General features: G+C 72.7%; 10 protein-coding genes. 2 read left to right on the top strand and 8 right to left on the bottom strand.

Translation table 11 applies throughout. The annotated features are described in order from the left end of the window. From VGP36_17365 to VGP36_17355, 3 genes are all read right to left on the bottom strand, one after another. The coding region (locus VGP36_17365) for a GntR family transcriptional regulator (GenBank protein ID HEV7656487.1) at nucleotides 1–387 on the bottom strand (387 nt) is incomplete at its 3' end. 131 nt (nucleotides 388–518) lie between these two features. Then, nucleotides 519–869 carry a ferredoxin gene (gene fdxA / locus VGP36_17360; GenBank protein ID HEV7656486.1) on the bottom strand — a complete coding sequence of 117 codons (351 nt, stop codon included), beginning with the start codon at nucleotides 867–869 and terminating at the stop codon, nucleotides 519–521. A 22-nt stretch (nucleotides 870–891) separates the two neighbouring features. Then, complete coding sequence (locus VGP36_17355) at nucleotides 892–1,881, bottom strand: NAD(P)/FAD-dependent oxidoreductase (protein HEV7656485.1); 990 nt, start codon at nucleotides 1,879–1,881, stop codon at nucleotides 892–894. 47 nt (nucleotides 1,882–1,928) lie between these two features. Between VGP36_17355 and VGP36_17350 the strand changes: the two genes are divergently transcribed. Further along, nucleotides 1,929–2,660, top strand: coding sequence for a class II aldolase/adducin family protein (locus VGP36_17350; protein ID HEV7656484.1), 732 nt, complete (start codon nucleotides 1,929–1,931; stop codon nucleotides 2,658–2,660). Nucleotides 2,661–2,714: 54 nt separating this feature from the next. After that, entirely contained in the window at nucleotides 2,715–3,290 is a 576-nt protein-coding gene (locus VGP36_17345) for a cupin domain-containing protein (protein HEV7656483.1), read from the top strand. Nucleotides 3,291–3,293: 3 nt separating this feature from the next. Here VGP36_17345 and VGP36_17340 read toward each other — a convergent pair whose 3' ends face one another. The 5 genes from VGP36_17340 to VGP36_17320 form a co-directional block, all read right to left on the bottom strand. After that, on the bottom strand, nucleotides 3,294–4,271 hold the full coding sequence (locus VGP36_17340) for an ABC transporter ATP-binding protein (GenBank protein ID HEV7656482.1): 978 nt from the start codon (nucleotides 4,269–4,271) through the stop codon (nucleotides 3,294–3,296). Then, nucleotides 4,268–5,299 (bottom strand): ABC transporter ATP-binding protein, encoded by a 1,032-nt coding sequence (locus tag VGP36_17335; GenBank protein ID HEV7656481.1) that lies wholly within the window; start codon nucleotides 5,297–5,299, stop codon nucleotides 4,268–4,270. The genes VGP36_17340 and VGP36_17335 overlap by 4 nt, the downstream gene beginning before the upstream one ends. Further along, nucleotides 5,296–6,186 carry an ABC transporter permease gene (locus tag VGP36_17330; protein HEV7656480.1) on the bottom strand — a complete coding sequence of 297 codons (891 nt, stop codon included), beginning with the start codon at nucleotides 6,184–6,186 and terminating at the stop codon, nucleotides 5,296–5,298. Before VGP36_17330 ends, VGP36_17335 begins: the two co-directional genes overlap by 4 nt. Nucleotides 6,187–6,271: 85 nt before the next feature. After that, nucleotides 6,272–7,228: an ABC transporter permease gene (locus VGP36_17325; GenBank protein HEV7656479.1), complete on the bottom strand. Its 957-nt coding sequence runs from the start codon at nucleotides 7,226–7,228 to the stop codon at nucleotides 6,272–6,274. Between the two features lie 69 nt (nucleotides 7,229–7,297). Next, nucleotides 7,298–8,932 carry an ABC transporter substrate-binding protein gene (locus VGP36_17320; protein ID HEV7656478.1) on the bottom strand — a complete coding sequence of 545 codons (1,635 nt, stop codon included), beginning with the start codon at nucleotides 8,930–8,932 and terminating at the stop codon, nucleotides 7,298–7,300. Nucleotides 8,933–8,943: the final 11 nt, after the last annotated feature.

Genomic DNA, 8,943 nt, shown 5'->3' with positions numbered 1-8,943 from the left:
CATCGGGATGATCCCGAGCTCGAACACCAGCCGGGCCTCGGTCACCTCGACCGCGGTCACCGGGGCCAGGTTGATGAGGTCGGCCAGACCCGCGCCGAGCCGTTCCGAGGACGGCGTCGTGACGAACGCGCCGCCGCGGGCCCCGACCCGGATCTCCACCAGGCCACCGGCCTCGAGGATCCGCAGGCCCTCCCGGACGGTCACCCGGCTGACACCCATCCGCTCGCAGAGCTCGCGTTCGCTGGGCAGCCGGTCGCCCGGGCGCAGCCGGTTGGAACGGATCAGCGATCGGATCTGTTCGACGATGGCCTCGGACATGCGGTTGGGGGAGACGGCGGTGAACATGCCGTCCCGGCTCGCGTCCGCGGTCGACTCCCGCACGGCCACCGGGCACCACCCTCCGTCTGCGCCCGCCTCCCCGCGTCACCGCACGGTGGCAGCGGCATCGCTGAGTACGAACAGTTATAGGGTAGTCGGTCAGACCAATCTTCCATACCCCGACCGACGGCCGGTGCCGGTCATCCGGCGTCCACAGTGGCCGGAGTCACCGCGGCCAACGGGGCGTCCGCCTCGATCTTGCCGACGTCGGCGGCGCCACCGGGCGACCCGAGCGGCTCGTCCCGGCCGGGCAGCACCCCGTCGAAGAACGCGGCGTTGTCGTCCCGCCAGGGAATCTTGTCCGCCGCGATGCGCAGGTCCGAGGAGATCGCGCTGACCGGGCACACCGCTTCGCAGGCCCCGCAGTCGATGCACTCGCGCGGGTTGATGTACATCTTCCGGCTGCCCTCGTAGAGGCAGTCCACCGGACACTCCTCGATGCACGACCGGTCGAGCACGTCCAGGCAGTCGGCGGCGACGAAGTAGGCCACGGGTCGGTCCTTTCCGGGAGCTCTAGGCGGCCGTCTCCGTGGAGTGGCCGGGGAAGAGGGCGGCGGCCGGGTCGCCGGCCACGGCCGCGTTGTTCACCGCGAGTGCGGCCTCGCCGAACCCGACCGAGATGAGCCGGACCTTGCCGGCGTAGTCGGTGATGTCGCCGGCCGCGTACACCCGGTCGACGCCGGTCCACATGGTCGAGTCGACGGCGATGTGCCGGTCGACGATGCGCAGGCCCCAGCGGGTGAGCGGGCCGAGGTTGGCGGTGAAACCGAGCGCGGCCACCACCCGCGAGCAGTCCAGCTCGGTCAGCGCGCCGCTCGCGGTGTCCTTGAGCACCGCGCCGGCCACACCGTCCGAACCGGACAGTGCGTGCACGACGTGCGGGGTGAGCACCGAGACCGACGAGGCCCGCAGCGCCGTGACCGAGGCGGCGTGCGCGGTGAACTGCGGCCGCCGGTGCACCAGCGTCACCGACCTCGCGATCGGCTCCAGCGTCAGGGCCCAGTCCAGCGCGCTGTCGCCGCCGCCGACCACGAGCACGTCGTGTCCGGCGTACGCGTCCGGCTCGGTGACGAAGTAGTCCAGGCCGCGGCCGAGCAGCGCGGTCCCGGCCGGCAGCGGGCGGGGCGTGAACGTGCCGATCCCGCCGGCGATGACGATCGCGGACGTGGTCACCGTCCCGCCGGCCTTGGTGGTGATGCGCAGCCGGCCGTCCTCCAGCCGCGACAGCTCGTCGGCCGAGTGGCCCAGCAGCCACTCCGGCGCGAACCGCGCGGCCTGCCCGACGAGCCCGGCGACCAGGTCCCGGCCGCGGACCTCGGGGAAGCCGGCGATGTCGTAGATGAGCTTCTCCGGGTACAGCGCGGAGATCTGGCCGCCGGGCTCGGGGAGTGAGTCGACGATGGCGGTCCGCATGCCGCGGAACCCGGCATAGTAGGCCGCGTACAGCCCCACCGGGCCGGCGCCGATGACGGTCATGTCGACGTCCACTGCGTCCTCCGGCATGGGCTACAACGCTTAAGGTCCTACCTTAATACCATGGCGGAGACAAGATGACGAGAGTGGAACCGATCACGGGCGTGGTCGCGGCGGCCTGCCGGGTGCTGGCCGCCACCGGTCTGGTCGAGCACGTGCTCGGGCACGTCAGCGCCCGCACCGGCCCGGACCGGCTGGTCGTCCGGTGCCGGGGTCCGCGGGAGAGCGGTCTGGCGTACACCCGGGACAACGACGTGCACGAGGTGCCGCTGGACGGCGTCCCGGACGTGACGCCCTGGTCGGTGCCGAACGAGCTGCCGATCCACCGCGAGCTGATGCGGCGCCGGCCGGAGGTGACCGCGGTCGTGCACGCACACCCGCCCGCGGTCGTGACCCATTCGCTGCTGGACCAGCCCCTGGTCCCGCTGTACGGCGCGTACGACATCCCGGGCGCCGCGCTGGCGGCCGGCGGCATCCCGGTCTGGCCCCGGGCCGCGCTGATCCGGACCGACGCGCTCGCCGGCGACATGGCCGCGGCGCTGGGGGACCGGCCGGTGGTGGTGCTGCGCGGGCACGGGCTGGTGAGCGTGGCCGAGGGGGCGCCGGAGACCGCGGTCGCCCGGGCGGTGCTGCAGGCGGTGGCGGTGGACACGCTGGCCCGGACCTCGCTGCGGGTGCTGCAGGCCGGCGGCACCCCGCGCCCGATCCCGGCCGAGGACCTGGCCGAGCTGCCCGATCTGGGGGCCGGCTTCACCGTCGACACGCTCTGGCGGCACCTGCTGCGCCGGACCGGTGGTCTTGACACCTGACGGCCCGGACGGCTTGACTGGCTGGAGAATGGTAAGACCAACTGAGGAGGGCAGATGCGGGACGACTATCAGCGCGGCGTGCTGGCGTCGGAGAAGAAGAACCTGAACTCCTCGGAGATCGCGGAGCGGGACAAGTTCACCAAGGCCCATCCGCCGAACACCGGTCTCGTGGTCGCCGACGACCTGCGCAAGATGGAGCTGCCGGCCCGCCCCTGGCGGAACAACCGCGGCCACTACTTCGACCTCGCCGACTACGAGGTCCTCGGGGCGCACATCTCCGAGCTGATGCCCGGCCGCCAGTCCGTCCGGCACCGGCACACCACCGAGGCGTACCTCTACGTCGTCAAGGGCCACGGCTACTCGCTGGTCAACTACGACGAGGACCCGGTCGAGGTGGTCGAGTGGTCGGAGGGCACCCTGTTCGCGCCCCCGCGCTGGGCCTGGCACCAGCACTTCAACCTGGACCAGGACGACACCTCGCGCTACCTGGCCATCCAGGACACCGGGCTGCTGCGGACGATGCGGCTGCACAACATCGAGCGGCACGCGGTCCAGCTGACACCGGAGGACGGCGCCAAGCTGCTCCAGGACGCAATCGAGAAGGGCACCCTGCACGGGCAGCACCACTGAGCGTCAGACGGTGCCGGCCAGTCGAGGCCCGGCACCGTCGTCGTCCACGAGGTGACAGGCGACCAGCTCGCCGTTGCGCCCGACCGGTCGCAACGCCGGTACCTCCGTCGCGCAGATCTCCTTCGCGACCGGACACCGCGGGTGGAACCGGCAGCCCGAGGGCGGCGCCACCGGGCTCGGCACCTCCCCGGACAGCACGATCCGCCGCCGGGACCGCTGCCGGACCGGGTCCGGCACCGGCGCCGCCGACAGCAGCGCCTGCGTGTACGGGTGCCGCGGCGCGCTGAACAGCGAGGCCCGGTCGGCCACCTCGACCAACTGGCCGAGGTACATCACCGCGACCCGCTGGGCCAGGAACTCCACCGCGGCCAGGTCGTGGGTGATGAACAGGCAGGCGAAGCCCAGCTCGGCCTGCAGCCGCCCGATCAGGTTGAGCACCGCCGCCTGGACGGACACGTCCAGGGCCGAGGTCGGCTCGTCGGCCACCAGCAGCGACGGCCCCGCCGACAGCGCCCGGGCCAGGCTGACCCGCTGCCGCTGGCCGCCGGAGAGCTCGTGCGGGTAGCGGCGGCCGACCTCGGCCCGCAGCCCGACCTGGTCCAGCAGCGTGTTCACCCGGTCCGCCCGCTCGGCCCGGGAGCCGATCCGGTGCAGCCGCAGCGGCTCGCCGATGATGTCGGCCACTGCCATCCGCGGGTTCAGCGACGAGGCCGGGTCCTGGAAGACGATGTTGAAGCCGCGCCGCAGCGGGCGCAGCCGGCGTCGGCCGAGCCGGGAGATGTCGGTGCCGTCGATGGTCACGGTGCCGTCGGTGAGCGGCACCAGCCGGGTCACGCAGCGGCCGAGCGTGCTCTTGCCGCTGCCGGACTCGCCGACCAGGCCGAGGACCTCGCCGGTCCCGACGCTGAGGCTCACCCCGTCCACGGCCCGGATCGGGCCGAAGTGCTTGACCAGGCCGACCACGTCCAGCGCGGCGGTCACCGGGCCACCTCCGTCCCGGGCAGCGGCAGCGGGTGGACGCAGCGGACCGGGTGCCCGGCCGGACCGGGCCGCAGCTCCGGCCGGCCCGCGCGGCACTGCGCGTCGGCCCGCCCGCACCGGTCGGCGAACGTGCAGGCGTCGGGGGAGCTGCGCAGCGTCGGCACCCGCCCCGGGATCTCCCGGATCCCGGCCGACCGCCGCTCCGGGTCCGGTACGGCCTCCAGCAGCCCGCGTGTGTAGGGATGGCTGTGCCGGGCGAACAACGCCTCGGTGCCGGCCTGCTCGATGGTGCGGCCGGCGTACATGACCACGACCCGGTCGGCGAGGTCGGCGACCACGCCGAGGTCGTGGGTGATGAGCAGCACCGCGGTGCCGATCTCGGCCCGCAGGTCCCGCAGTACGTCCAGGATCCCGGCCTGCACGGTCACGTCCAGCGCGGTGGTCGGCTCGTCCGCGACGATGAGCTTGGGCCGGCAGGCCACCGCCATCGCGATCATCACCCGCTGCCGCATGCCGCCGGAGAGCTGGTGCGGGTACTCCTTGAGCCGCCGGACCGGCAGCGGGATCCCGACCAGGTCGAGCAGCTCGGCCGCCCGCCGGCCCGCGGCCGCCCCGCGCAGGCGCTGGTGCCGGCGCAGCACCTCGCGCAGCTGCCGGCCCACGGTCAGCACCGGGTTGAGCGAGGTCATCGGCTCCTGGAACACGTACGCGACCTCGCGGCCGCGGACGTCGCGCAGGCCGGACTCGGGCAGCTCCAGCAGCGACAGCTCGCCGAGCCGGACCGACCCGGTGATGAGCGCGTTCGGGGGGAGGAGCCGGGTCAGCGCCATCGCGGTCACGCTCTTGCCGCAGCCGGACTCGCCGACCAGCGCGAGCACCTCGCCCTCGGCCATCGTGAAGCCGACGGCGTCGACGGCGAGCACCGCGCCGTCCTCGGTCCGGAACCGGACGCTGAGGTCGTCCACGTCCAGCAGCCGGCCGCCGACGGGGTCCGCGGACGGGGCCCAGCGGGCCAGCGGGCCGGTCACCGGACGTTCTCCCGCGGGTCGAGGGCGTCGCGCAGGCCGTCGCCGAGCAGGTTGAGCGAGAGCGTGACGACCAGGATGCAGACGCCCGGGATGACCGCCAGCCAGGGCCCCTCCCGGAACAGCGGCTGGGCCGCGGACAACATCACGCCGAGCGAGGGCGCCGGCGGCCGGATGCCCAGCCCGAGGAACGAGAGCACGGCCTCGCCGATGATCGCGGCCGGCGCGGCCACGGTCGCCTGCACGATCAGCGTGCTCACCGCGTTGGGCAGGATGTGCCGGCGCAGCAGGACCAGGTCGCTCGCGCCGTCCGCGACCGCGCCGGAGACGAAGTCCAGCCCGCGCAGCCGCAGCGTCTCGCCGCGCATCACCCGGATGATCGCGGGGATCCCGGCGACGCCGATCGCGGTGGTCGCGGTGAACAGCGACGGCCCGAGGATCGCGGCCAGCCCGACCGCGAAGACCAGGAACGGGAACGCCAGCAGGGTGTCGGCGAACCGGGACACGACCCGGTCGACGAGCCGGTAGAAGCCCGCGGCCAGCCCCAGCGGGACGCCGACCAGCAGCGAGATCGCGATGGCGAGCACGGCCACCAGCAGCGAGACGCGCAGCCCGAACAGGACCCGGGAGAACTGGTCCCGGCCGAGCTCGTCGGTGCCGAACCAGTGCGCTCCCGACGGCGGCTGCAGGGCCGCGCCGAAGTCGGTGTGGTCGGGCGCGAACGGCGCGATCAGGTTGGCCAGCAGCGCGGCCAGCACCGCCAGCACGACCACGACCAGACCGGTCAGCGCCAGCGGGTTGTGCAGCAGCCGGCGCAGCACCCGGCGGCGGCCGAGCGCGACCGGCTCGCCGGCACCACTGTCCACAGTGGTCAGCTCGAGGGTGGTCACCGTGCCCGCTCCTCGGACAGGTCGGCAGGCGCCGGTCGACCGGCCCTCGTCGCTCCCCGCTCGCGCTGCGAGCCCTCGCGCCCGCTCACAGCACGGCCCCGCCCACCCGCACCCGCGGGTCGATGACGCTGTAGAGCAGGTCGACCAGCAGGTTGATGCCGATGTACGCGGTCGCCGTCACCAGCACGACGCCCTGGATCATCGGGTAGTCCCGGGTGAACACCGCGTCGATGATGAGCTTGCCGAAGCCGGGCAGCACGAAGATCTGCTCGGTGATCACGGCTCCGGAGATCAGCCCGCCGAGCTGGAGGCCGACGATCGTGGTGACCACGATCAGGCTGTTGCGCAGCGCGTGCCCGACCACGACCTGGACCCCTCCCAGCCCTTTGGCCTTGGCCGTGCGGACGTAGTCGGTGCCGAGCGCCTCGATCATGGCCGAGCGGGTCTGCCGCATGACGACCGCGGCCAGCCCCGAGCCGAGCACGATCGCCGGCATCAGCAGGTGCCGGAAGCTCTCCACCGGATTCGCGAAGACCGAGACGAACCCGGACGCCGGCAGGATCGGGTACGCGATGGCGAAGACCAGCACGCCCATCAGCCCGAGCCAGAAGCTCGGCACGGACAGGCCCAGCAGCGCGACGCTGTTCGCGGCCCACTCGGCCGGTCCGCGCCGCCGGACCGCCGCGACCACGCCCGCGCCGACCCCGATCAGCGTGGCGATCGCGATCGCGAAGACCGACAGCTGGAGGGTGACCGGCAGCGCGTGCCCGATGCTGCTGGCCACCGGCAGCCCGGTCCGGGACGACCGGCCGAGGTCACCGTGCAGCGCGTTGCCGACGTAGTGCAGGTACTGCAGGGGCACCGGCTGGTCCAGGCCGAAGGAGTGCCGGATCGCGGCCAGCTGCTGGGGGTCGCTCTCCTCGCCCGCCAGCGCCCGGGCCGGGTCGCCGGGCAGCGCCCGGACGCCGATGAACACGACGATCGTCACGAGCACGAACGTGACCACCGACTCGACCAGCCGCGGGATCAGGTACCGGCCCATCGCGCTCCTCCCGGCCGGCGGGCCCCCGTGCCCACCGGCGCTGGTGCTGTGCTCAGGCGGCTGTGGGGCTCAGCCGGCGAAACCGGCGTGCGCGAACCGCATCAGGCCGTCGCCGTACATCTGCACGCCGACCACGGTCTTGGACACGCCGGTGAAGTTCTTCAGCCGGTAGAGGTAGATGATCGGCAGGTCCTTGTGCAGCTGGGTCACGACCTGGCCGAACAGCTGGGCCCGCTCGGCAGGATCGGACTTCGCCTGGCTCTGGCCGATCAGCGTGTCCACAGTGGAGTTGGAGTAGCCGTTGTTGTTCTGGCTGCCCTCGCTGGACACGAAGTTGGAGATGTTGCCGTCCGGGTCGACCCGGCCGGACCAGCCGATCTGGAACATCTGATAGTCGCCGGCGTCGGTCTGGTCGAGCGAGGACGCGAACTCCGTCGGCACCAGCCGGAGGTCGAAGCCGCCGTCCTTGACCTGGGCCTGGATCGCCTGGCCGAGCCGGGTCGCGTCCGGGGTGTTGGCCACGATCATGCTGATCCGCAGCGGGGTCTGCACGCCGGCCTGCTGCAGCAGCGCCTTGGCCGCGGCCGGGTCGTGCTTCGTGCAGACCTGCGCCGCGTCCGAGCTGAACGGGCTGTCCGGGCTGATCGGCCCGCAGGCCGGGGCGAACTTGCCCTGGAACACGACCTTGTTGATCGCGTCCCGGTCCAGGCTGAGCTCGAAGGCCTGCCGGACCCGCGGGTCGGTGGCCATCGTGCTGGCCAGCTTGGCCGGCAGCGTCGCGGCCGGCTTGCCGACGCCGTTGACGTTGCCGATGTTGACCGTGATGCCCTGGTAGCCGAGCGAGTCGGAGGTGAGCAGGGAGAGGGTGGAGTCGGCCTGCAGCGAGTCCACGTCGGTCGGCGCCACCGCGTCCAGCACCTGGACGTCGCCGGAGCGCAGATTGTTGAACCGGGTCGTCGAGTCCGCGATGATCTTGTACGAGACCTTGTCCAGCTTGACGTTCGCGGCGTCGTAGTAGTTCGGGTCCTTGACCACGTCGATGTGGTCCTGCGCGACCCGGCTCTGGAACTTGAACGGCCCGACGCAGACCGGCTTGGCCCCGAAGTCCTCGCCCTCCGACTTCAGCGCGGCCGGCGACATGACCATCCCGGCCCGGTCGGCCAGCTGCGCGACCAGCGGCGCGAACGGCGACTTGAGGTGCAGCACCACCGTGCCGGGATCGGTGACCGTGACCTCCTGCACGCTGGCCAGGTCGCTCTTGCGGGCCGAGGTCGCCAGCGTCAGGTCGCGGTCCAGGCTGGTCTTCACCGCGGCCCCGTCCATCGCCGTGCCGTCGGCGAACTTCACCCCGGTCTTGAGCTTGATCGTGACGGTCTTCCCGTCGGCCGAGGTCTCCGGCATGGACGCGGCCAGCTGCGGGATGATGTCCAGCTTGGCGTTGATGTCGTAGAGCTTCTCGCAGATCGAGGTGAACACCGCCCGGCCGACCAGGGTGCGGGCGGTGGTCGGGTCCAGCGCGTCCGGCTCGTCGGAGAGCGCGACCACCAGCGTGCCGCCGTTCTTGGCGGTCTGGTTGCCGGCGGTGGTGGCGGCCGACTGGCCCGCCGGGGTGTCGATCGAGCTGCAGGCGGCCAGCGCCAGGCTGAGTACGGCGACCGCGACGGCGGGCCGCCGCAGCGCGGGACGGGGGATTGAGGGTCGCATGCGCGTACTCC

It is taken from the genome of Mycobacteriales bacterium (genome assembly GCA_035995165.1).
GTDB lineage: Bacteria > Actinomycetota > Actinomycetes > Mycobacteriales > CADCTP01 > CADCTP01.
Note: the sequence above shows the minus strand (reverse complement) of the source record. Positions and strands in the feature narration are given on the sequence as shown.